The organism is Nocardia takedensis NBRC 100417, from assembly GCF_000308695.1.
Lineage (GTDB): Bacteria > Actinomycetota > Actinomycetes > Mycobacteriales > Mycobacteriaceae > Nocardia > Nocardia takedensis.
Map to the genome: position 1 here is coordinate 39537 of NZ_BAGG01000261.1, position 21613 is coordinate 61149.

Consider the following 21613-nt stretch of genomic DNA (forward strand, 5'->3'; position numbering starts at 1 on the left):
GCTTCACCCGCTTATCCTCGAACCGGCGTCGAATCCCCACAGCGCCAAGGTCATCAGCAGATTCACCGAGATCATCACGGTGATGCTCGCGCGCATCGCCCGCCCGGCCGCCACGCCGACGCCCTGCGGTCCGCCGCGCGCGTAATAGCCGTAGTAGCACTGGATCATGGTCGTGACGATGACGAAGACGATGGCCTTGACCAGCGAATACAAGATGTCGGTGCCGCTGAGCACCAGATCGAAATAGTGTTCGTAGGTGCCGAAGGACTGGCCGCCGATCACCCCGACGAACAACTCCACCGCGATGTAGTCCGCGGCCAATCCCGCCAGGAACAACGGGATCACGGCCACCACCGCCGCGATCAACCGCGTCGAGACCAGGAACGGGATCGGACGGATCGCGATCGCGTCGAGCGCGTCGATCTCCTCGGCGATCCGCATGGCCCCCAACTGCGCGGTGAACCGGCAGCCCGCTTGGGCGGCGAAGGCGATCGAGGCCATGATGGGAGCCAACTCCCGCGTCGCGGCGGTCGCGGCGATCATGCCCGTCGCGGGTTCCATGCCGAGCAGTTTCAACGCGTTGAAGCCCTCGATGCCGACGATGCCGCCTGCCGCGGCCCCCAGGATGATCATCACCCCCGCGGTGCCGCCGCCGACGATCAGCGAACCGTTGCCCCAGGTGACATCGGACAGGATGCGCAACGTCTCCGTGCGATAGTGCCGCAGCGCCAACGGAATCGAGACCACGGTCCGCACGAAGAAGGTCATCATGTGGCCGAGGCGGATGACGCCCAGCCACGGCGGCCGCCCCACCGCGATCACGGGGCGCACCACGCGCGGACGATGAACGGTGGCCATCACAGTGTCGTTCTCGGGAACAGGATCGTGTACAACTCGGTGAACCCGAGGTTGACCACCATCAGCACGACGATCGAGGCCACCACCGCGGCGTTCACCGAATTCGCGACGCCGCCCGGTCCGCCCCGGGCGCTCAACCCTTTCTCGCAGGCGATGACGGTGACGATCACCCCGAACACCGCGGCTTTGACCATCGCCAGATACAGGTCGCCCGCGGTCGCGAACGAGGAGAAGGTGGCCAGGTAGCTGCCGGGCGTCCCGTCCTGGACGTAGACGTTGAACAGATAGCCCGCGAGGAACCCGACGAAACAACTGACGCCGGTCAACGCCATGGCGACCACGATGCCCGCGGCCAGTCTCGGCACCACCAACCGCCGCAGCACCGACACGCCCATGACCTCCATGGCGTCGATCTCCTCGCGGATCTTGCGCGACCCCAGATCCGCGCACAGCGCCGACCCCACCGCCGCGGCGAGCAGGATCGCGGTGACCAACGGCGCGGACTGCCGGATCACGGCCAGTCCGCTGGCCGCGCCCGCCAGCGCCGTGGCGCCGACCTGTCCGGCCAACAACCCGAACTGGATCGAGAGCGTCGCGCTGATCGGCAGCGCCACCGCCACCGTGGGCAGCAGCGAGGTCTTGACCATGAACGCGGCCTGGGTGACGAACTCACCGAAGGGAAACTTCCCCGCCGCGCTGTCGGTGACCAGGTAGCGCACGGCGTCGCGGCCTAGCACGACCTGTCGGCCGACCGTCCGCAGCGCCGCCAGCGGATGTCGGTCCGCGTAGCCCTTGGACCACTGTTTGATCTCGGCGCCGGGGGTGGGAGTCGTGGGGGCTGGGGTCGGGTGCTCCATTGTCACCGCGAACCTCTTCTCTGCGGGACGGCGGGCTCAGGGAAACCGCGCGCGCCGTCGCTTCGGCTGTCTCATCGTGACCGTGGGGTGGGGCCGCGAGTTCGCGCAGCGGTCCCAGGAACAGTTCGTCCATGCGCGGGCTGAGTTCGGCCAGTGTCGCCGCGCCCGCGTAGCCCGCCGCGCCGAACACTCGTTCCAGCGCGTCGGCCCCGGTGGCCGCGCCCACCGTCAGGCACAGGCAGGCCACGCCGTCACCGCGCAGTTCCTCGAGTGCCTTGTTGGCGTCGGCCTCGGCGTAACGGCCCTCGTAGCCGTCGTCGTAGGGGAAGCCGTCCGACAGCACCAGCAGCAGCCGGTTCTGCGTTCCCGCTTCGTTTTTCAGGATCTCGCCCGCGCCGCGGATGCCCGCGCCCAGCCGGGTGTAGTTCGAGGGTTGCAGTTGATTGAGTCGCGCCCGGCCCACCGCGCCGAACCGTTGGTCGAAGGTCTTGATCGCGGGCAGGTGCACGGCGTGCCGCCCCTGCGAACGGAAGGCGTAGACCGCGACGCGATCCCCGAGTTCCTCGAGGGTCAGCGCCAACGTCGCGGCGGCGCGGCGCTGGTGATCGTGCACGGCCAGCCCCTCTGGATCGGTGTCGGTGGCCGAACCGGAGGCGTCGATCAGGATCAGCACACCGAGGTTGCGCGAGAGCTTGCGCCGTTCCAGGTAGACGTTGTCCGGCGGCGAATACCCCGATCGCAGGTCCACGACCAGGTCGATGAGCGCCTCGATGTCGAGGTCGTCGCCGTCGGGCCGCCCGCGCAGCACCTTCGGCCCCAGCCCGACCCGCGACAGTCTGCGCCGCAGTACCTCGTCGTGGGCGACCCCGGCCGCGGCGATATCGGCCGCGACCGTCAACGGGAAGTCGATCACCCGGCACCAGTCCGCCCGATACCGGTTGTTGTGCACGTCCCACTCCGGGAACAGCGCCCCGCCGACCCCGGTCGCCGCACCGGGAGTTCCGTTGTCGGTGAACCGGATCCGCGTCGGCACGGGCCGCGCGTTCGGCCCGGGTTCGCGAGCCCGGCGCACGGCCCGCGCGGGGGTGTCCGCGCCCGCGCTGCCGTCGCCGGGGCCGCGCGAGGTGCCCAGGATCTTGCGCAACTGGTCCGACAGCGTCTTCGAGTTGAACAGCGGATTCTCGAACAGCTTCATGATCCGGCTCTGCCCGGAGCGCCCCTGGTCGTCGCCGTCGTCCTCCTCTTCCGGGTCTGGAGTGTCGAGAAGGTCGAATTCCAAACGCAATTCGGCATCGGTGGCGCGACCGCCCGTCCCCGGGTCGGACCGCAGCAGCAGCGACGGTTTCACCACGCCGAACCACTCCGGCGGGTCGGGCACCGCCGTGCGACCGCGGGCCAGCGCGAGGGACTCCTCGGCCGTGGCCGTCGTCGGCGGTTCCGCCAGGTCGGCGGCGAGCGGAATCCGCGGGGCCAGGTCGGCGAGGACCCGACGCCCTTCCAGCGACAGGTAGCGGCGCGCGATCACCGGCCGGGCGCGCAGCGCCTTGACCAGGTGCTGATCCAGACTGCCCGCGCCCAGCAGGGAGCTCTGGACCAGCACTTCGCGGCGCTGCCCGTCCACGGTGTCCGCCGAGACGAACACCGCGCGGCCGTTGGTGTGCGCCGCCTCGCCCGCGCGCACCCGCACCACCTCGAGCGACCGGCCCGCCACGAAGGCGGCGAGCAACCGGAACCGCTCGAGACCGTGCTGGTCCACGGCGTTCACGACCGCGGCAGGATCGCGTCGGCCAACTCGCCCAGCGCCCGCACCACGTCGGGGTCGTCGGAGAGCGTCTCGACGATCGCCGACTGGACCGCGCTGCGCAGACTCAACCCCTCCGCCGCCAGTCCGCCCGCCAGGATCAGCAGGCGTGTGGAGGACGCCTCCCCCAGCGGCGAGCCGTCCAACTTCCGAATCGCGTTGCCCAGTTTCACCAGCACACCGGCGGTTTCGGCGTTGATGCCCGCTTCGTGGGCGACCACGTCGATCTCGATCTCCGGCGGCGGGAAGTCCAGTTCGATCGACACGAACCGCTGCCGGGTCGACTCCTTCAGACTCTTCAACACGCTCTGGTAGCCGGGGTTGTAGGAGATCACCAACTGGAATCCCGGAGCCGCCCGCAAGGTGGTCGCGAGTCGGTCGATGGGCAGTTCGCGACGGTGGTCGGCCAGCGGGTGGATGACCACCGTGGTGTCCTGGCGGGCCTCCACCACCTCGTCCAGGTAGCAGATGGCCCCTTCGCGGACCGCGCGCGTCAAAGGCCCGTCCACCCAGACGGTTTCGCCGCCTTTGAGCAGGAAGCGGCCCACCAGGTCGGCCGAGGTCATGTCCTCGTGGCCCGCCGCGGTGATCAGTTCCCGGCCCGTCTCGTGCGCCATCGCCTCCACGAACCGGGTCTTCCCGCACCCCGTCGGCCCCTTCAGCAACACGGGCAGTCCGCGGCGGGCGGCGGCGCGGAAGATCCGCGCCTCGTCACCGACCGCCCGGTAGTAGGGCGCTTCCACGGGAGGCAGCAGAGTGGCGGATGAATTACTCGACATGATCAGTTCCCTTGCTCGAGCGGCACGACCTTCGGCAGTTCGACGCCCTCGGGGAGCACGAACTTGCCGTCCGGCGTGACGTAGCCCGTATTCGGACCCGGCAGCGGCAACGCGGGATCGGGGCACAGTCGCCCGGTGTCCTCCCCGCAGATGCCCATGTTGAAGTAGGAGCGCTTCTGGATGTCCTCGGGCCACGGGTCGGCGTTCATCGCGAACCACTGGGCGGGCAGGTTGTAGAAGCAGAAGAAGAACGCGCTGCACGCGGCGAAAATGGCCAGGAAGCGGATGCTCTGCTGCTTCACGAAACCGCCGCGGATGTGCTCGGAGCCGCGTTCGACGAAGGTGCGGCCGCGATCGTCGGTGAAGTAGCGCAGCGCGCACAACCCCGCCTGCACACCGCCCCACATCAGCCCTTCGTAGATCGGCCACTGGTAGTAGGTGCCCGCGTTGATCGACAGCGACTGGATCGCGCCCGGGTAGGTGAACAGCCCCATCGGCATCAGGAACAGGCCCTCGATGACCAGATCGAAGAAGATCGTCCACAGGATCAGCACGCCGATCAGTCCGACATTGCTGATGTTGGGCCACTTCTTCTTGGCCATCCGCATGATCCAGCAACCCAGGATCGTGCACAGCAGCACGCCGTAGGAGTAGCCGGCCGCGTTCATCAGCAACGGTTCGGCCATCATCGCGCCGGGTTCGGCGTAGGAGCGCCAGCCGGGAATCTCGGCCACCCACGAACCCCGGTTCAGCATCCAACTGTTGTAGGTGCTCCAGGTGTTGAAATAGTTCAGCAGCGGGTCCTGGAAGAACAGCAGACCGCACGCGACCAGCAGCATGCCGTCGGTGGTGATGCGCCGCTCGCGCCGCCACGGCCGGACGATGAAGTAATAGACGCCGATCGGCCAGCCGATCAGGATCACCGAGGTCCAGGTGATCAGGACCGTCTTCATCCAGGTCGGCGGGTCGCTCGGCCCCGTCGGCACCCGCTCGAAATGCGGCCCGGTCGCCCAGCGGATCCAGATGTACATCTGGAACGCCAGGATCACGCCACCGATGATCGCCCAGATCAGCACCGGTCTACTCGGCGATTTGACCTGGGCTCCGAGGCCGGCGGCAGCGCCGAGCGGCTCGGTGACGGTGGCCGCCTTCTTACTGGACAGTTCGGTCACGACTGTCTCCTTAGGGGTCGTCGGTCGACGCGTCGGGTCGGCCGAGGCGGGCGCGTCCGGATCGGATTCCGGGACGGCACGCATTCGACGGGGAGAGGACATACGAGTGGGGACACGCTCGCCGCCGATGGTGATCAACGAAAAGCCGTCTGCTCCCCCGGGTTTCGAGGGCCTGCCCACTCAAGATACCACCGAGTATCTCGTCATCCAATAGGTTTTGAAGATCCTCGGATACACTCGGAGCATGGTTGAGCGATGGACGGTGCAGCGGCGCCTCGAGCACACCCGGTCGCTCCTACTGGAAGCCGCCGAAGAGGTCTTCTCCGAAAAAGGCTTCACCGCAGCCACACTCGACGACATCGCGAACAAAGCCGGCTACACCAAAGGCGCCATCTACAAACACTTCGCCACCAAGGAAGACCTCTTCCTAGCCGTCAGCGACTGGTACTGGAAGCGCTACTTCGACACCTTCGCCGACGTCCTCGCCGCCGTCAGCGAGGTCGGCGCCGACGTCCTGGACCGCGTCGCCGAACGCTGGCGCCAACTCGGCGCCGACCGCGGCGCCGACCACGCGGCACTCGGCTACGAATTCACCCTCTACCTGCTCCGCAACCCCGAAGCCCGCGAACGGGTCGCGCCCCGGCGGGCGGAAGTGGTGGAAGCGTTGACCGAATTCATCTCGGGCGGACTCGAACGACTCGGAGCGACCGCGCTGATCCCGCCCGCGAACTTCGCCCGACTACTGATCGCCACCACCGACTCGATCGTCCTCGGCACACGGTTGGACGACGTCGACCTCTACCGGCCGGCGCTGGAGATGTACATGTCCACCATCAAACTGCCCTGAGGGGGCGTCCCGCAGAGTTCGACAGGAGGCTTCGGACGAGGGTCGCTGTCCTTGAGATTCTCGCCGGATGCGGCGGTCCGGCGCTGGACCACGAATCTGCCTGCGCCTACATCGATCCGCTGTGGTTGAGACTCTCGCCGGACGCGACCATCTGGCGCCAGCAGCGGTTGCTGGGGGACGACTACGCGGTCATCGAAGTTGAGATTCTCGTCGGACCTCGCGGCCCGACGCTGCGCGCTCGATGACCAGCTATTATTCGACTCAGCTATCACAGAATGCGGAATCTGCCAGCCATCGCAACTACATTCTCCCAGGTCGCCGGTTCGGAACCTACCGGGGATTTCACACGCACTACAGGTTCCGAAGCGAGTCGGACCGGCGAGCCGACGGCCTCCGGCAAACCGAGGCCATCGTTCAGATGATCGTCCGCCCCGCCGCACCATCACTCGGGCAGGCGACAGACGCATGCGGCAACCGTACCTCGCGCCCGCGTCAGGCTCTGAAATGCACAGTGTCCCGATGCCCGATGTAGATGCCGCCGCACCAACGACCCCATCGAGAAGGGCCAGCATACGATGCTCCGGTTCATATCCTGTTCTGACTCAGAAGCTTTCGGCGCAGAAAGAGAAGTCCGGAACGCCCGCGGAGGTCAATCGGAGCCACTCACGTGGACCGGGTCGGTGTCGTCCCGAGGTCGGCGGGTGACCATAACGACGTCGACCTCTACCGGCCGCCGCTAGAGATGTACATGTCCACCATCAAACTGCCTCAAGCGGGTCGTGCGCGGGGCGTCGAGGAAACCCTCGGCAGGATCGACTTCTGGCGACGTCTCGGCGGACGTGGCGTAAAGCGCCACGCTCGCCGACCTCGGATTCTGCGAATCGACCATTCCCGAAGCCGTTTCGATCGCCGTGGCACGCGACTCCTGATCGTCTCCGCACCGGCCGAGTCCGAGCGGCCCATGGTCGCCGCGGTGCAGCTCATCGCGACGGCGCTAAGATGCCGACGGTGAAGGGGGTGCCGGGTGGGTAGCTACCGGAGTTCGTCGGACCTGGCGATGCCATCGGAGTGGAGTCGCGCCGCGTTTCACGGATACCGATACGCGATAGCGACGTTCGCCGCGGCGGTCGTTCCGCTGCTGCTGTGGGTCGTGGGGACAGGCGCGGTCCTGTTCGCCGACGAGCGCCCACCCGTGGCGGTCTACATCGTTGTCCTGCCACTGCTCGCAGCGCTCAGCGCGGCGTTGCTGATCAACGGATGGCTGCTGTGGCCCCGCACCGCGCCGGTCGCCGCCACCTCGACGGCAACCGACGACCGGCGCGCGCTGTCGCTACCGGTGTATCGCCAGTCCGCTCTCGGCTCCGTAGCGGCATTCGTAGGCGGCTTGTACATCGTCGGGCTGGGAGTGTTCGCGCTGGTCGCGATGGCCGGCACGAATCCACAGACCGGGTTCCTGCTCTTCGCGGGTGCGGCGATCCTCGGCGGCATCGCGATCTTCCTCGCCTACCTCGGTTTCCAGTCGAGCCGTGGCACCGCCACCGGAATCCATCTCTCGGCCGACGGCATCACCACCGATTTCGGCGGTGGTCCCACAGTGACCGATTGGGACTACATCACCGATATCCGCGCCGCAAGTCATCGAGGCCGCGGCAACATCGTCGCCAACCCCCGTGTCAACACCATCGCCATTTTCGTTGACAACCCGCAAGCCGTACCCGGTGCCGAACGCTTCGGCGACATCGGTCATCTCGCCTTCGAGATCACCCACAAGCAACTCGCCACCGATCCCACCCTCGTCTACCACTTGCTGCGCTACTACCTGCGCACCCCCTCGGCACGCGCCGAACTCGGCGAGGACGCCGGACTCCGCCGACTACGCGAGGGCGACTACGCTCCCGACGAATCGGCATGAAATCGTCGCGTGCGTATGCGCAGTTCAGAAAACAGACCGCCCTGCTTTCATAGATGAAACACATCGCGCTCCAGCCCGATACAGGAAGGACAAGTGAGCGGGTCCGTCCATCGGAAACACGCGTGCGCGACAACTCATGAAATTCCAGGGAGCCTTCCATGCCGTTCGCGGTACTGCTCTTCTTCATTTTGCTTGCGATGGTCGTTATCGCCCTGATCGGTCTGATCCGAGGGCGGGTCGAGTGGGCGCGGCTACGAAACCGCAAGCATGCCGCGGGATGGCTCGCCGCCTCGTTCGTCGTGCTCATCCTGATCGGCGTTGTCGCACCCGAACAAAGTGACGAGGACTCCGTTACCCAGCCTGTCGTCAACACGACGGTCGCACCTCGGACCTCGCCGACGCCCAGTTCGACATCGGTCGCACCCACCTCCACCACGTCCGCGCCGCCGAGTTCGATACCCACCCCGCCAACTCCCACGATCGCCCGTACCTCCGTACTTGCACAGACGCGAGTTCCCGATCCGATGCCGACACCGACACGGGTACCCGATCTCGTGCCGTTCGTCCCCGCTCCGCAAACGCCGCCCGCGCCCGAACCCACGCGCGCGCCCGAAGTCCACTACGCCAACTGCGCGGCGGTGCGGTCAGCGGGCGCGGCACCGATCCGGCGTGGTGAGCCGGGTTACGGGACGCATCTGGATCGGGACCGTGACGGCATCGCGTGTGAGTAACGGATGATCGACCGCCGTGCGCCGCGATCGGCGTCATCCCCGCCGCGCGGCGCGGGCGGCTTCGGCGGCCTTCTTCTCGGAGTCGTCCAGTTTGCGGATGTCGCGGGGCTCGGCGAAAGGTTGGACGTCCTCCGGCAGGCCCTGGGCGATTGCCCGGCCGTGATCGAGTTCGGCATTGATCTCCGCGCCCAGCAGCAGGGCGATATTGGTCAACCACAGCCAGACCAGGAAGATCACCACGCCGGCGAGGGAACCATAGGTCTTGTCGTAGGAGGAGAAATTCGCGATGTAGATCGCGAATCCCACCGAGATGACCACCCAGATCAGGACCGCGATCACGCCGCCGGGGCTGATCCATTTCACGCCGCCCTGTTTGGCGTTCGGCGATGCCCAGAAAAGGATCGCGAGCAGAATCGACAGCAGGACGAACAGCACCGGCCACTTCGCGATGTTCCAGACGGTGACCGTAGTGCTCCCGAGCCCGAGCAGGTCACCGAGTTGCTGCGCGACCGGACCGCTGGCGATCACGATGACGGTGCTGACCAGCAGCAGAACCACCGCGACGACGGTGACGCCGACGCGGATCGGCGCGGTCTTCCAGATCGGACGCCCCTCGCCGATGCCGTATACGACGTTGGACGCACGCATGAAAGCCGCGACATAGCCGGACGCCGACCACAACGCGATCGCCAGACCCAGAATCGCGCCGAGACCCGCTCCCTGTTTGTTGTCCTGTGCCTGGGTGATGAGCGTGTGCACGAAATCTGCGCTCGAACCCGGCGCGAGTTGCTGGGCCTGGTTCATCAATTCGTCGGCCGTGTTCGGGCCGACCAAGCCGAGCAGAGAGACGAGAACTATCAGCCCGGGCACGATCGCCAGCACCGAATAGTAGGTGAGCGCCGCGGCCAGGTCGGTCAGATTGTCTCGCTGGAATTGCTGGGCGGCGCGTTTGACCACCGCGATCAGCGAAGGCCGTGACAGGTCGGCGGGGCTGCCGGGATCGTCGGGATCGAGATCGGGTCGGGCTCCGGTATCGGTCACCTCGGGGCGCTGCGATCCCTCGCTCTGCGTAGCCATGCCGAATCGCCTCCCGGAATCATCGCGTACCGACACGCGACGATGTCGACTCGCGCGCTGACCGAGTGGTGCCCGTTCCTCACGGAGCGAAACAGCCAGGCCGATGCCCGGTGGTCGGGTACAAGCTCGGCGTCGATCTCGATCGGACTGATCAGCAGGATGGTCGGGACTCTCCGACGTGAGTGCGACCTGTTCGTTCGATGTTGTCCGCCAGATGACCCCACCCTCTCGCGCCCCCTCGCGACGCTTCGGAACGCCGGCGCCGCGGTCAGTGGGAGACGTCTACATGGACCGGAACGGTGTCGTCCCAAGGTTGTCGGGTGACCATGTCGGCGACCTCGAGATATCCGGATTCGAATTCGCCCGTGGCGGCGTCGACCAAACGGTAGTGCTGGCGTTGGTGGTGGATGGGTTGGGCGTCGAGGATGACTACGCGGACTTCGCCGGGGGCGAAGTGGCAGCGGCTTTGTAGGGCGGTGAGGAGTTGTTCGTTGCTCATGTGGCCGTCGCCGAAGTTCCAGCCGAGGGCGGTGCTGACCATGCGTTCGCCGTCGGTGAGGATGTAGTCGTTTTCGTCGTGGCCGGTCATGGCGCGGTGGGCGAGGGTGAACAGGGCTCGGCCGTGGGAGTTGAAGGAGCGGAACGCGTAGCCGAGGTAGAGGGGGATCTGGGCGGCTTGGGGGCTGCCGTAGAACTTTTCGAGTTGGGCGGCGGGCATGGTGGCGACGGCGACGATGCCGTTGGCGATCTTGGCGTTGGCGGAGGGTTTCAGGCACCAGAGGGAGGTGTCCCAGTTGCCGGCGTAGTAGCGCATTCCGGCGAGGAAGGAGACCTTGCGGGGGTAGAGGTTGCCCAGGACGACGACTCCAGCGGAGGCCGCGAACAGGACTATCGGCCAGGGGGTTTCGAGGTCGGTGAGGCCGGCTTCGGGATGGCCGACGAACAGGGCGAGGATGGCGAACATCATGAAGACGTTCCATTCCAGCGGCACGCCCATCGGGATGGCGGACAGGATCGCGAAGTGGAAGCAGAGCATCACCGCGGCGGCGATCGCGGTGGGCCAACCGCCGTGGGTGAACAGCAGGACCAGCGGTACCAGGCCCTCGATGAGGGTGGAGGTGTGGGCGATGACGCGGGAGCGGCGGCCGGGGCGCAGGTCGTCGGGGAAGTGCTCGAAGAATTTGCGTTTGGCGGCGCGGGAGCGGATGACCGGGTTGTTGCTCATCATCGTGGAGATGACGAACGGGAAGTGTTTGGTGAGTTTGGAGGTGGCCGCGCCCACCCAGATCACCACGCACACCAGTTTCGCGGCGACGATCATGTCGACGCCGTGGCCCGCGAACAGGAATGTCACGGTCAGCGCCGCGTAGACCTCGCCGCGGGCGGCCAGGAAGATGACCTTGTCGCGCAGGCCGAGCACCGCCAGCAGGCCGAGCACGGTCCAGATCTGCCACATCGGCAGGACGCCGACCTCGGTGCCGAGTCCGGGGCGCGGGCCGGTGCCGTCGGAGGCCAGCGCGAGCACGAGGGCGAGGAGCAGGGCGGCGTAGAGGGCGGCGTCGACGGGGGTGCGGGTGTCGCCGCGGGTGAGCGGCACGCGGTTCGGCCACGGTGGGAGGCGAATGGTCTTGGGGCGCAACCAATACAGGATCGAACCCATGGGCGGGTAGTAGCGGTTGTTGAGCGGGCCGAAGCCGCAGCCGAGGCCGACGACCTCGAACAGCATCGTGAACAGGACGACCTTCTGGAACACGATCGGTTCGTCGTACCAGTCGGTGACGGCGGTGAATCCGTCTATGCCCGAGGTGGATACGGCGATCAGCCAGGCCGCGAGCACATACACCGCGATCTTCGCGACGTAGAACAGGTTCAGTGCCACCGGGGTGCCGAAGCCGACTTCGGCCCAGTGGCGGGCCATCGGGACGAGTTTCTGCGCGCGGGTGCCTTTGCTCCACTCGTCGAAATCGAGGACGGGTACGTCTCGGTTCCAGAATCCCATCGTGTTCCTCAGTGTGTCTCGACGGTCATTCGATGCGCCAATCCGGTTGCCTGCCTGCGAGATGGGCGGCGAAGCCTTCGGAAGGGTCGCGGCGGGCGATGATCTCGTCCGCCAGGGCGGCGTTGCGCTGTTCCGGATCGGCGGCGGAGGCGGGGTCGAGGAAGGCCAGGGCGGCGCGCAGGGCGATCGGTGAGCGGGCGACGATGTCGGCGGCGACCTGCCGGGCCAGGTCGAGGGCCTTGCCGCGCGGCGCTTCCCGCGCGACGAGTCCGGCGGCGAGCGCTTCGGCGCGGTCGATCCGCCTGCCGGACAGGATCATGTCGTTGGCCAGCGCGACGCCCGCCAGGCGGGGCAGGTGGATGAGGACGTCGACGTGGGGTGGGAGTCCGAGCGCGGGTTCGGTGACGGCGAAACTGGCGCGGTCGTCGGCGACGACGAGATCGCAGGTGAGCGCGAGGGCCAGGCCCGCGCCTTCGGCGGGTCCGTTCACGGCGGCGATCATCGGTTTGGTGCGCGACCGGATCGGCGCGCCCGCCCACTCCCCCGCGCGCGGCGCGAAAAGAATCTGCAACGGGGAGCGGACGTCGCCGAGATCCATTCCCAGGCAGAAGGTCCGCTCGCCCGCGCCTGCGAGGATCGCCACCCAGAGGTCGTCGTCGGCGTCGAAGGCAGCCAGGATCTCGTCCAGTTCGCGACGGGCGTTGTCGTGCAGGGTGTTTCCCGCCTCGGCGCGGTCGATGAGCACTTCGAGGATGTGGTCGGACGCGGTGACCCGGAAGCTGTCGTAGTCGGCGCGCAGGGCGGGCGCTGAGCCGTTCGCGGGGCGGGTGCGGGTGGCGCGGTTGCCCGCGTCGGTGGAGCGGACGAAGACGCGCTGCCCGATGGGTTGGTCGTGTTCGGTCAGCAGTGTGGTCAGGGCGTCGTCGGGATTCGCGACGAAGCGGCGGCCGTCGGCGAGTCGGCCGATGACGATGCCGCGGGCGGCGCCGTCGCGCGCGAATTCGACCACGTGGGTCTCGATCACGCCCCACCCGTCGGCGCGGTGGGCGACGGGAACGGTGGGCGCGGCGGCCAGTTCCGCCTGGAGTGCGGAGGTGTCGCTGTCGCGCCAGGCTTTCGGCGTGGTGGAGTAGACGCCGACCGAATGTTTGCTCAGCACACCGCCGTTGCCCGCGACCAGCCCGAAACTGCCCGGATGCGCGCGCAGGCGGCGCGCGGTCTCGGCGATGGCGTGGGTGCTGTAGTTGTTGCCGGGGCCGCCGAAGAAGGGCAGGCCGCCGGTGACGGTGAGGCCGCGCGGGTCGTCCGGGGCCAACTCGAGACCGTCGCACAGGTTGAGGACGGCGATCGGGAAGCAACTGTAGAGGTCGAGGGTGGTCAGGTCGGACAGGGCGATGTCGGCCATGTCGAGGCCGTGGCGCACGGCGGCGACGGCGGCGGGGCTGCGATCCAGGTCCGGGCGGTCGAGCAGGCCCAGTTCGGCGAGGTCGGCGTGGCCGTGCAGGAAGACCATCCGGTCGGCGGGGATGCCCAGGCTCCGGGCGGCGCCGAGCGAGGTGAGCAGCAGGGCCGCCGCCTGGTTGACCTGGTCGCGGGCGACGAGGAACCGTGGATAGACGTCGGTGACCAGGCGGTTGCGGTCGTCGACCCGGACCAGTTCCTCGCGGGAGCGTTCGGTGGGGGCGGCGGCGTGCGGGTTGCGGGCGGCGACGGCGGTGAACGGCTCGAACAGCGCGCCCATGGTGGTGGCGTAGTCGGCGCGGGAGACGCCGAGTCGCGCGCGCCGGGCGTTCTCCATCGCGGAGTAGACCACCACCGGGTCCACCAGGTTGTGTCGGGCCGCGTAGGCGGTGGTCAGGCCCTTGACCGCGTAGCCGCGATCCTCGAGTCCGCCGGGGTGGCGCTCGGTCAGATCGGGGCGTTCCTCGCGTGGGCGGCCCGCCAGGTGACGGACGGTCGAGATGGTCTCCGCGCCCGCGATCACCGCGGCTTCGCAACGTCCCGCGGCGATGTCGCGGCTCAGTTCGTTGAGCAGTTGCTGGGGGCTCTGGCCGCCGGTCGGTCCGAGGACGGCTCGGCGCGGGTCGATGCCGAGACGGGAAGCGATCGCGCGGGGCACGTTGTCGGGCGCGCCGAGCGCGGCGAACGCGTAGGGGCTGGAGTCGTCGAAGGCGCGGACCGCCGCGAAGGTGTCGACGATCGCGGCCAGGGCGTCGAGGTCGCCGCCGCTGTCGGCGAACGCGGCGCGCACGGCCTCGGCCGCCAGGTCGGCCGCCGACAGCGCCCGGTAGCCGGGCTCACCGAGGCGTTCGGAAGCCTGACCGACTCCCACCAGCACCGGTGTGTGCGGGGATAGGCCGGCCGAATCCTCTGACATTGCTGCGCGCCTCTTTCGCTCGCGACGATCCCCGCCGCGGCGCACCGACCGCCGAAACCGCACGCGCGGGTGATTCGACGCTCGACGGCACCCGGCATCGAGATACCTGTTTGGACATCTGTCCTGGACCGTAGCACGGAGATCCTGCCGTCAAGCGGGGTTTCGATTCATCACGGGGGGGGAGGTGGCCGACCGATCACGGACGCGGGTCGGGGCGGCCGAGCAGGGGAGGTCTCGCGCTCCGGCTCAGTCGAACGACGCCTCGGTGGCGCGCCCACGCCGTAACCCCGCGAGTTCGGCGATCCGCGCCCAGGTCAGCGGTGGTTGGGCGGGGCGGACATCCGGCCTTTCCCTGGGCACGCGGACGCGGAGAGCGCCCGGCGTGATGACGCAGCGGACCGGGGTGTCGAGTTCCAGTGATTCGCCGTCGACGCCGACCGGGATGGTCGGGGTGTCGGCCTCGATGGTGACGGTGGTCGCCGCGTGCTGGGTCAGGCCGCGGGTGCGGGTGCTGCGGAGCAGGCCGACCGCCGCCGCGGCGTTGGGGACCTGCACGGTGACGACGCCGAGGACGCCGAGGTCCAGGCGCGCGCGGCGGCTGAGACCGGCGAGGTCGCCGGTGCCGTAGGGGTTGTTGCTCACCAGGATCGCTTGCGGGCCAGGGATTTCGGTGTCGCCGATGCGCGCGGTGAGGGTGGCGCCGGTCTGTTCGGAGAGCAGGTCGGGCAGCAGGCGCAGGACGGTGGCGGTCTTGTCGTCGCGGTAGGCGGGGTCGCGCACGATCTCGGCGTAGACGCCGAAGGAGGCGTTGTTGACAAAGGGTCGGCCGTTGATCGAGGCGAGGTCGACGCGCAGTTCGACGCCGTCGGTGAGAGCCGACAGCGACGCGGCGGGGTCGGCGCGGTCCAGTCCGAGGTCCATGGCGAAGTGGTTGCGGGTGCCCGCGCTGATCACCAGGAACGGCAGGTCGTGTTCGGCGGCCACGCCCGCCACCAGCGCCTGGGTGCCGTCGCCGCCCGCCACGCCGAGCAGGTCCGCGCCGCGGTCGACCGCCTCGCGCGCGACGGCCTCGACATCGATGGTCTCGGCCCCTTCGAGCAGGAAGACCTCCGCGCCCAGCGCTTCGGCCCGGCGACGCAGGTCGAACTTCTCGACCTTGCCGCCGCCGGAGTGCGGGTTCATGATCAGGAACGGTCGCTTCGCCGGGGCGGCGGGATGTTCGACCGCCGGTGTCGCGAGGGCGGGTTCGGTGACCGCCCGACGCGCGCAGGCGAGCGCGAGCAGTGCCAGGGCGAGCGAGATCAGCACCACCCACAGCAGATTCGCGCGAATGAACATCGCGGCGGCGGCGAGGGGCGCGATCACGACCGCGCACACGGCCAGCCAGCGTCGCGGCCCGTGATGGGCCAACGTCCAGTACAGGGCGGCGACGGTGACCGCGACGCCGCCGATGCCGACGATCAGCAGGCCGAGCGTGCCGCGCAGACCCGCGGCGACCACCGGGATCGCCACCGCGCCCACGACGCACAGCAACGCCGCGCGCGCCCACCAGGTCCGTGCGGCGGAGACGGGTCGGCGGTCGGTGTCGGGTGTCTCGGTCATCGGTTCTCGTCTCCTCGGTGTTCCGGCGCGGCATCGTGGCGGTGCTCGAATGCCTCGACCGCGGCTTCGACGGTGGGGAAGAAATGCCCCGCGTCGAAACGGTCGCCGAGGCCGAAACGGATCAGACTGTCCTTGATGGGGCCTTTCATCTCCGCGAACGCCAACCGGATGCCCCGGCCCTCCAGATAGGTGTCGAGGTCGACGAGTTCGTCGACGGCGGTGGTGTCCAATCCCGTGATGGGTTCGGCGGCGATGACCACCCATTCGGTCGGCGTGGGCGCGCGGTCGACCACCGAACGGACGTAGGAGTCGAAGATCTCGCCGTTGGCGAAGAACAGCGGCGCGTCGAAACGCACCAGCACCAGACCGGGAATCCGCTGTCCGTCGGGATGGCGTTCGATGTCGTGGAATCCGGCGCGTTCGGGGGTGCGCACCAGTTCCGCGCGGTGCGGTTGCCAGGCCCGCGCGATCACGGCCACGAACGACAAGCCGATGGCGACCAGGATCCCTTGCAGCACACCGACCAGCGCGACACCGAGGAACGCCGCGACCGCGAGTCCGAATTCGACACGGCTCATCCGCCACAGGCGCACGACTCCGCGCACGTCGACCAGTGCGGTGGCCGCGACGATGACGACCGCGCCCAGCGCCGCGTCCGGCAGGTAGGCGGTCACGCCGGGGGCGACCAGGACGAACACCAGCACGGCCAGCGCGCCGACGACACCGGCCACCTGCGTGTGCGCGCCGCTCTGTTCGGCGACGGGCGTGCGTGATCCGCTCGCCGAGATCGGGAACCCGCCGAACAGTCCGCTCGCCACGTTGGCGACGCCGATCGCTTTCATCTCGGTGCTGCCGTCGACGTTCTCGCCGCGGCGCGCGGCGAAGGTGCGGGACAGGACTCCGGTGTCGGCGAAGGCGATCAGCGCGATGCCCGCGGCGGGGCCGACCAGTCGCCCGACCTCGCCCCAGTCCACCCCGCCGAAGGAGGGCAGCGGCACTCCGCTGGGCAGCGCGCCGACCATGCCGATGGCGTCGGACCAGCCCGCCGCCGCCACGAGCGCGGTGGCCGCGACGACCGCGACCAGCACGCCGGGGATCATCGGCAGCCACCACCGCAACCCCACGATGACCAGCAGGGAACCCAGGCCGATCGCGGCGGCGAGGGGAACGATCTCACCGGCCGCGAGCGCCCGGCCGATCGCGGCGATCTCGCCGAGCAGGCCGGACGCGTCGACGGAGAAGCCGAGCAGTTTCGGCAATTGCCCGATGAGCACGACCAGCGCGATCGCGTTGAGATAGCCGAGACGGATCGGCTTGGACAGCAACTCGGTGACGAATCCGAGGTTCAGGAAACCGCCGAGCAACAGGATCGCGCCGACCAGCAGCGCGAGCACACCGGCCAGCGCGAGCGCGGAGTCCGGGTCGTCGGCCACGGCCAGCGGCAACACGGCGGCGGCCACCAGCGGCGCGAGCGAGGAATCCGGTCCCAGCACCAGGATCTTCGACGGCCCGCACAGGGCGTAGGCGAGTAGGGGGGCGATGGTGGCGTAGAGGCCGGCGTAGGCGGGCAGACCCGCCGCCTCGGCGTAACCCATGCCTGCCGGGATGAGCAGGGCGGTCAGGACCAGACCGGCGGTGATGTCCTCGCGCAGCCACCGTCGTCGGTAGGCGCGCACTGTCACGACGCCGGGCAGTCGACTCCACGCCGCGCGCACGGCTCGTCAGCTCCGGGCCGCGCGCCGGAAGGGGATCGCCGCGATGTCGGGCAGGACCACGTCGTCCAGTGTGGGAGGGGTCGGTCGCGGCAACCTCACCCGGATGAGGTGAAGCCGATTCCCGGTCGCGAGGGTGAGGATCGGCGGACCCGAGCGGCCGAACACGGCCGCACCCGACGCGGAGGACCGGCGTGGGCAAGAAATCGCACCGAGACGACGACCGCGGTTCGCGCACGGGCGAGTTGCTCGATCCCGCCGGGTCCGCGGCCGCCGAACCGATGAAGAACAAGCGGTATCGGCGGTTGTTGCGGCCGTTGCAGGGTGAGCTCGTCGCCGTGCAGGAATGGGCGAAATCGACCGGCGCGCGGGTGTGCGTGCTGTTCGAGGGACGCGACACCGCGGGCAAGGGCGGGGTGATCAAGGCGATCACCGAGCGCGTCAGCCCGCGGGTGTTCCGGGTGGTGGCGCTGCCCGCTCCGACCGAACGCGAACAGTCGCAGATGTATATCCAGCGGTATCTGCCGCATCTGCCCGCGGCCGGGGAGATCGTCGTGTTCGACCGCAGTTGGTACAACCGGGCGGGCGTCGAGCGGGTGATGGGGTTCTGCACCGAGGAGGAGGCCCAGCGTTTCCTGGAACTGATCCCGGCGGTGGAACGCGCCATCGTCGATTCCGGGGTGATCATGGTCAAGTACTGGCTCGAGGTCAGCGAGGAGCAGCAGACGCTACGGATGCAGAGCCGCATCGACGACCCGCGCAAGGTGTGGAAGCTCTCGGACCTCGATCTCGAGTCCTACAGCCGCTGGTACGACTATTCGAGCGCCCGCGACGAGATGTTCCACTACACCGACACCGGGTGGGCCCCGTGGTTCATCACCTCCAACGACGACAAGAAGCGCGGGCGGCTCAACATCATCAGCCACCTGCTCGACCGGATCCCCTACCGTCCGCTCGAACACCGCGAGGTGCGCCTGCCCGACCGCCAGGCCCCCGGCGACTACCGCGATCCCACCCAGCCGCTGCACTGGATCCCGACCCCGTACTGAGTCGGCGTTCGAAAGGACGGCATCGGCCATGACCTCCACGCACGCGCCCGAGGGCGACGCGCCCGCCCCGAACGGTCCGCGGCCGGAACGGTGGTTCGACCGGGACGCGGCCGCGGTCGTGTCCGCGCTCGGCTCCGACGCCGCGAACGGTCTGAGCGCGGCGCGGGTCCGTGACCGTCGACAGCGCTACGGCCCCAACGCGATCGCCGCCGAACCCGCCCCGGCGACCTTCGCCCTCGCCCTGGGGCAGGTCGAGGATCTGATGAATCTGATGCTGATCGCGGTCGCGGTGGTCAGCCTCGTCATCGGCGAGATCTCCACCGCGATCGTGGTCGCCTTCCTGGTGGCCCTCAACGTGGTGCTGGGGACGCGCCAGGAGATCAAGGCGCGGGCCAGCGTGGACGCGCTCGCCCGCATGCAGACCCCGCAGGCCCGCGTCGTGCGCGAGGGCGCCCTGCGCCAGATCGATGCCACCGACCTGGTTCCCGGCGACATCGTGCGCCTCGAGGCGGGCGACGTCGTCCCCGCCGACGGCCGGTTGCTCGAGTCGGCGACGCTCGAGACCCAGGAGGCCGCGCTCACCGGCGAGAGCGCCCCCGTCGCGAAGGACCCCGCCACGCTCGCCGGTGCGGACATCGGGTTGGGCGACCGCACCGACATGGTCTTCCAGAACACCTCGGTCACGCGCGGCACCGCGATGATGGTGGTCACCGAGACCGGCATGGTCACCCAGATGGGGCGCATCGCCTCGATGCTGTCGGCGGTCACCCCGCGCAAATCGCCGCTGCAACGCGAACTCGACTCGCTGACAAAGGTTCTGGGCGCGATCGCCTGGGCGGCGGTGGGCGTGATCGTGGTCATCGGCGTCCTGCGCGGCGAGGAGTGGCAGACCTTGCTGCTGCTGGGCATCTCGATGGGCATCTCCGCGATCCCCACCGGTCTGCCCACGTTCGTGCAGGCGATGCTGGCCTACGGCGCGCGCCGCCTGGCGGAGGCGAAAGCGGTGGTGAAGAACCTGACCGACGTCGAAACCCTCGGCGCGACCAGCGCGATCAACTCCGACAAGACCGGCACCCTGACCATGAACCAGATGACGGTGCGGTCGCTGTACTTCCACGGACAGTGGTACACCGTCGAGGGCGAGGGCTACCGCAAGACGGGGGCGATCACGGCCGCCGCAGGCGCTCCCCCGGCGGATTTCACCCTGCTCGCCTACGGTCTGTGTCTGGACAGCGACGCCACCGTCAGCGACGGCGGCGAGGTCGTCGGCGATCCCACCGAGGCCGCGCTGGTCGTGCTGGCCGCAAAACTCGGCGTCGACGCGCCGCTGACCCGTCGCGCCTATCCGCGCGTCGCGGCGGTGCCGTTCGACTCCGCCTACAAGTTCATGGCCACCTTCCATCACCTGCGCGTCGACGACGCCGACCACCTGGTCGAGGTGGTCAAGGGCGCGCCGGACATCGTGCTGGCGCGCTGCGCGACGGCCTTCCTCCCGGGGCGGCGGGCCGTGCCGATCGCCGAAGTCGGCGACGACATCACCGAGGCCATCCGCGCGATGACGGAGAAGGGCCTGCGGGTGCTGGCTTTCGCCGCCCGCGTCCTGGACGGACAGGACGACGCGGTGCGCGCGGACCCGATGTCCTTCGTCGCGGACCTGACCTTCGTCGGCATGGTCGGCATCATCGACCCCCTGCGCCCGGAAGCGGTGGAGGCGGTCCGCACCGCCCACGAGGCGGGCATCGAGGTCAGGATGATCACCGGCGACCACGCCGTCACCGCCTCGGCCATCGGCGCGGAACTCGGCCTCGGTCCCGGCGCGATCAGCGGGACCGAACTGCACGCCCTCTCCGACGCCGAACTGACCGCGCGCCTGCCGGACCTGCACGTCTTCGGGCGGGTGACGCCGCAGGACAAACTTCGACTGGCCGACCTCATGCAACGCCAGGGCGCGGTGGTCGCCATGACCGGCGATGCCGTCAACGACGCCGCCGCGTTGAAGAAGGCCGATATCGGGGTGGCGATGGGTTCGGGCAGCGAGGTCACCAAACAGGCGGGCAAGATGGTGCTCACCGACGACAACTTCGGGACGCTCATCACCGCGATCCGACTCGGCCGCGACATCTACGACAAGATCGTCACCTACATCCGCTACCAGATGTCGAAACTGTTCTCGCTGGTCCTGCTGTTCCTGGTCGCGAGCATCTTCGACATCAACGACGGCGTCGCGCTCACCCCGCTGATGGTGCTGTTCCAGCATTTCTTCATCACCCTGTTCCCGGTGGCGGTGATCATGCTGGACCCGCCCGCGCCGAATCTGATGCGCCAACCGCCGCGCGATCCGGCCGAACCCATCGCCAACCGGATCGCGTTCCTCCAGTGGCTCGGATACGGCGTGCTGCAATTCGCCGTCACCTTGGCGGCCATGCTGCTCGCGCCGGGCGAGATGAGCACGAGTGTGGCCAACGTGCCGATGACGATGGCGTTCGTGGTGCTGTCGCTCGGGTCGGTCCTGAGCGGGCTGGCCCTGCGTCGCGAACCCGAATCCGGTTTCGCGGCACCGATTCTGGGCGCGCTGAAGATCCTGTCGATTCCGGTGGTCGTCACCGTCTGCGCGGTCGAACTGGGGTTCCTCCAGGATCTGCTCATGACGACCTCCTTGACCGGGGCGCAGTGGTCGGCGTGTCTCGGGTGGTCGCTGCTGGTGCCGATCGTCATCGAAGCGGAGAAGGCGATGCGGCGCGCGCGGCACGCGGTCGCGAACGCCCCCATCCCGACTTCTCGGGCGGTGGACCCGTCGCGGGCGCGGGTGCGGTGAGGCCGTTCCTCCGCGCGCGACTCGC

15 protein-coding genes are annotated in these 21613 nt (G+C 68.7%); 5 read left to right on the forward strand and 10 right to left on the reverse strand.

Going from position 1 to position 21613, the window contains the following annotated elements; genetic code table 11:
- Window positions 1-3: 3 nt before the first annotated feature.
- From ON30_RS32915 to ON30_RS32935, 5 genes are read right to left on the reverse strand one after another with little or no spacing between them, the layout of a single operon-like run.
- Window positions 4-858 carry an ABC transporter permease gene (locus ON30_RS32915; RefSeq protein ID WP_040714051.1) on the reverse strand — a complete coding sequence of 285 codons (855 nt, stop codon included), beginning with the start codon at window positions 856-858 and terminating at the stop codon, window positions 4-6.
- Window positions 858-1628: an MlaE family ABC transporter permease gene (locus ON30_RS32920; protein ID WP_245554324.1), complete on the reverse strand. Its 771-nt coding sequence runs from the start codon at window positions 1626-1628 to the stop codon at window positions 858-860. The genes ON30_RS32915 and ON30_RS32920 overlap by 1 nt, the downstream gene beginning before the upstream one ends.
- On the reverse strand, window positions 1528-3480 hold the full coding sequence (locus ON30_RS32925; protein ID WP_245554322.1) for a nitric oxide reductase activation protein NorD: 1953 nt from the start codon (window positions 3478-3480) through the stop codon (window positions 1528-1530). Before ON30_RS32925 ends, ON30_RS32920 begins: the two co-directional genes overlap by 101 nt.
- Window positions 3477-4295, reverse strand: coding sequence for a CbbQ/NirQ/NorQ/GpvN family protein (locus ON30_RS32930; protein ID WP_040714054.1), 819 nt, complete (start codon window positions 4293-4295; stop codon window positions 3477-3479). Before ON30_RS32930 ends, ON30_RS32925 begins: the two co-directional genes overlap by 4 nt.
- A gap of 2 nt (window positions 4296-4297) precedes the next feature.
- Window positions 4298-5467, reverse strand: a complete 1170-nt coding sequence (locus ON30_RS32935) for a spirocyclase AveC family protein (RefSeq protein ID WP_040714057.1) — start codon at window positions 5465-5467, stop codon at window positions 4298-4300.
- Between the two features lie 244 nt (window positions 5468-5711).
- On the opposite strand from ON30_RS32935, the gene ON30_RS32940 reads away from it, so the two are divergent.
- From ON30_RS32940 to ON30_RS38270, 3 genes are all read left to right on the forward strand, one after another.
- Window positions 5712-6314, forward strand: coding sequence for a TetR/AcrR family transcriptional regulator (locus tag ON30_RS32940; protein WP_040714059.1), 603 nt, complete (start codon window positions 5712-5714; stop codon window positions 6312-6314).
- A 1057-nt stretch (window positions 6315-7371) separates the two neighbouring features.
- A complete protein-coding gene (locus ON30_RS32945) occupies window positions 7372-8226 on the forward strand; it encodes a hypothetical protein (protein ID WP_040714061.1) in 855 nt (284 codons plus the stop codon).
- A gap of 158 nt (window positions 8227-8384) precedes the next feature.
- Entirely contained in the window at window positions 8385-8957 is a 573-nt protein-coding gene (locus ON30_RS38270; protein ID WP_218006336.1) for an excalibur calcium-binding domain-containing protein, read from the forward strand.
- Window positions 8958-8990: 33 nt separating this feature from the next.
- On the opposite strand, the gene ON30_RS32950 is transcribed toward ON30_RS38270, so the two are convergent.
- The 5 genes from ON30_RS32950 to ON30_RS32970 all read right to left on the reverse strand — a co-directional run bounded on the left by ON30_RS32950 (window position 8991) and on the right by ON30_RS32970 (window position 17727).
- Entirely contained in the window at window positions 8991-10034 is a 1044-nt protein-coding gene (locus ON30_RS32950; protein ID WP_040714063.1) for a YihY/virulence factor BrkB family protein, read from the reverse strand.
- 268 nt (window positions 10035-10302) lie between these two features.
- On the reverse strand, window positions 10303-12033 hold the full coding sequence (locus ON30_RS32955) for a DUF3556 domain-containing protein (protein ID WP_040714065.1): 1731 nt from the start codon (window positions 12031-12033) through the stop codon (window positions 10303-10305).
- 25 nt (window positions 12034-12058) lie between these two features.
- Window positions 12059-14410 (reverse strand): acetyl-CoA acetyltransferase, encoded by a 2352-nt coding sequence (locus tag ON30_RS32960; RefSeq protein ID WP_040714068.1) that lies wholly within the window; start codon window positions 14408-14410, stop codon window positions 12059-12061.
- A 246-nt stretch (window positions 14411-14656) separates the two neighbouring features.
- A complete protein-coding gene (locus tag ON30_RS32965) occupies window positions 14657-16012 on the reverse strand; it encodes a diacylglycerol/lipid kinase family protein (protein WP_051030327.1) in 1356 nt (451 codons plus the stop codon).
- A complete protein-coding gene (locus tag ON30_RS32970) occupies window positions 16009-17727 on the reverse strand; it encodes a SulP family inorganic anion transporter (protein WP_051030328.1) in 1719 nt (572 codons plus the stop codon). The genes ON30_RS32965 and ON30_RS32970 overlap by 4 nt, the downstream gene beginning before the upstream one ends.
- A gap of 191 nt (window positions 17728-17918) precedes the next feature.
- Here ON30_RS32970 and ppk2 point away from each other — a divergent pair, with 191 nt between their 5' ends.
- Together ppk2 and ON30_RS32980 are read left to right on the forward strand one after the other, a co-directional pair.
- Window positions 17919-18773 (forward strand): polyphosphate kinase 2, encoded by an 855-nt coding sequence (ppk2, locus tag ON30_RS32975; protein WP_040714070.1) that lies wholly within the window; start codon window positions 17919-17921, stop codon window positions 18771-18773.
- Between the two features lie 28 nt (window positions 18774-18801).
- Window positions 18802-21588, forward strand: a complete 2787-nt coding sequence (locus ON30_RS32980) for a cation-translocating P-type ATPase (RefSeq protein WP_040714072.1) — start codon at window positions 18802-18804, stop codon at window positions 21586-21588.
- Window positions 21589-21613 lie beyond the last annotated feature (25 nt).

Excerpts from the sequence above, each read along its gene's own strand:
- ON30_RS32915 (WP_040714051.1), bottom strand. The coding sequence starts at position 858 with ATGGCCACCGTTCATCGTCCGCGCGTGGTGCGCCCCGTGATCGCGGTG.
- ON30_RS32950 (WP_040714063.1), bottom strand. The coding sequence starts at position 10,034 with ATGGCTACGCAGAGCGAGGGATCGCAGCGCCCCGAGGTGACCGATACC.
- ON30_RS32965 (WP_051030327.1), bottom strand. The coding sequence starts at position 16,012 with ATGACCGAGACACCCGACACCGACCGCCGACCCGTCTCCGCCGCACGG.
- ON30_RS32930 (WP_040714054.1), bottom strand. The coding sequence starts at position 4,295 with ATGTCGAGTAATTCATCCGCCACTCTGCTGCCTCCCGTGGAAGCGCCC.
- ON30_RS32980 (WP_040714072.1), top strand. The coding sequence starts at position 18,802 with ATGACCTCCACGCACGCGCCCGAGGGCGACGCGCCCGCCCCGAACGGT.
- ON30_RS32945 (WP_040714061.1), top strand. The coding sequence starts at position 7,372 with ATGCCATCGGAGTGGAGTCGCGCCGCGTTTCACGGATACCGATACGCG.
- ON30_RS32955 (WP_040714065.1), bottom strand. The coding sequence starts at position 12,033 with ATGGGATTCTGGAACCGAGACGTACCCGTCCTCGATTTCGACGAGTGG.
- ON30_RS38270 (WP_218006336.1), top strand. The coding sequence starts at position 8,385 with ATGCCGTTCGCGGTACTGCTCTTCTTCATTTTGCTTGCGATGGTCGTT.
- ON30_RS32940 (WP_040714059.1), top strand. The coding sequence starts at position 5,712 with ATGGTTGAGCGATGGACGGTGCAGCGGCGCCTCGAGCACACCCGGTCG.
- ON30_RS32960 (WP_040714068.1), bottom strand. The coding sequence starts at position 14,410 with ATGTCAGAGGATTCGGCCGGCCTATCCCCGCACACACCGGTGCTGGTG.